Below are 1,902 nucleotides of genomic sequence, written 5' to 3' on the forward strand. Positions count from 1 at the left end.
GCGCGACTCGGCGAACAGACCGGCCCCGGTGAGTAGGCCTGGCGAAAGAGCACGCCCTGCTTGGCGAGGCCATCGATGTGCGGCGTCTCCATCGGCGATGGCTGGTCGATGTCGTAACATTTCACGTCCTGCCAGCCAAGATCGTCGGTCAGCAACAGGATCACATTCGGCTGGGCGGGGCGATCGGCTGCGGCGACCGGCGCCAGCCCGCCGAGAACCACGGTCAGCAGGATCAGGATTTTGTTCATCGTCGCCTTCGTCTTCTTCTATCTCTTCTTTTTCTTGGCTTTTCGGGAAAGCGAAATGCCGGCTTCCTTCAGCCGCTCCTGGTAGATGGCCCGGGCTTTCTCCAGCAGATCCGCATGGGCGGGATCCCCCGCGAGGTTGGTGTACTGGTGCGGATCCTGGACCATATCGTATAGCTCCTCGCCCCCCTCCCCGTAGTTCATGTAATGCCAGTCCGCCGCCCGGATGCCAAATCCATGACCACGCTCATACAGGGACAACGCGGTCTCCCGGACGATGGCCCCCGGGTTTTCCAGGATCGGCACCAGGCTCGTGCCCTGCACGCTCGGCGGCGTCGGCAGGCCCAGCAGGTCGGTACAGGTGGGATAAAAGTCCACCAGTTCAGCCAGAGATGCCGCCCGGCCAGGCTGCATTCCCGGCACGCTCACCATCAACGGCACACGGGCCACCTCTTCGTGCAGGTTCATTTTCTGCCAAAAACCGTGCTCGCCCAGGTGGTAGCCGTGGTCGGAGGTGAAGATCACCGCGGTCGACTCGCGCAAGCCCAACCGGTCGAGTTCATCAAGCACCCGCCCAACCTGCTCGTCCATGAACGTCACCGAGGCATAGTAGCCCTGCCACATCCGCTTCCGCTGTTCTTCACTGGCATCCATCTCCGGGCGGATTCGTGAGCGTCCTGCCTCCGGAATATCATCCAGATCGCCCTCGACCTGCGGCGGGATTTCAATTTCTGCCAGGGGATACATGTCGAAGAATTTCTTGGGCGCGACCATCGGATAGTGTGGGCGGAAGAAACCCACCCCAAGGAAGAACGGCTGGCCCTCGGCTTTCCGTTCGTTGAGCAGTTCAATCGCTTTTGCCGCAACCTTGTAGTCAGACTGGTCGGAGCCGTCTTCGACATCCCCCTCTACGGAAACAAACGGGCGGAGCGGAGTTTTTGCTCCCTGCCGCCCTTCCATCTGCCGAGTGGCGATCCCGTCGATCATCAGGCGATAGAGCCCCGGGGTGAACGTTTCAGGGGATTTGGTGTTGTGAAATTCCGTCCAGCACTCCGGGACATCAGCCCCGCTGGTACCATTCTTCGGGTCGTCGGGAACGCCCATGTGGAAGATCTTGCCCACCCGGGCCGTATGCCAGCCATACCTCTGCAAATGTTCACCGATGGTTAGGGCAGTCCGTTTGGATCGCGGATAAATACTGCGCAACATCGACGGGCGTGACGGCACACAGGCCAGCCCCTGGCAATAGGCCCGCTCGAACACCATCCCCGCCGCGGCCAGCCGGTCCAGGTGCGGGGTCTGGCAGACCCGGTTGCCGTAGGCGCCCAGGACACTGGCCTTCAGATCATCGGACATGATCAGCAGGATGTTTTTGGCGCGGGGCGGGGCCGCCGATTCCGGCCCGCCGGCCAGGGCCGGCCCGGCCGCCAGCAAGAGACACCACGCCACCGCGGTCCGGCGGATCCTGACCACGCGTTTTTGGCGAATGCAGCCCTTCACAGCGCGGGCACCTCCCATTCCGGAATGCCCACCTCGTTTTTCTGCTGTTCGTATTTCACTTGAAACGGATTGGGTCCCAGCTTAACGCCGCCTTCATTGACCATGAAGGGCCGTACCTCGTCCCACCAGGCATCGTAGACCGCCATCATCGATTTCA

2 protein-coding genes are annotated in these 1,902 nt (G+C 61.8%); both read right to left on the reverse strand.

Going from position 1 to position 1,902, the window contains the following annotated elements:
• Nucleotides 1-248: sulfatase-like hydrolase/transferase (locus tag ABYV26_RS24900; protein WP_372684041.1), on the reverse strand; the 248-nt coding region annotated here is incomplete at its 3' end.
• An 18-nt stretch (nucleotides 249-266) separates the two neighbouring features.
• Nucleotides 267-1,694: a sulfatase gene (locus ABYV26_RS24905; protein ID WP_372684042.1), complete on the reverse strand. Its 1,428-nt coding sequence runs from the start codon at nucleotides 1,692-1,694 to the stop codon at nucleotides 267-269.
• Nucleotides 1,695-1,902: the final 208 nt, after the last annotated feature.

The organism is Desulfosarcina sp. (assembly GCF_041551955.1).
Lineage (GTDB): Bacteria > Desulfobacterota > Desulfobacteria > Desulfobacterales > Desulfosarcinaceae > Desulfosarcina.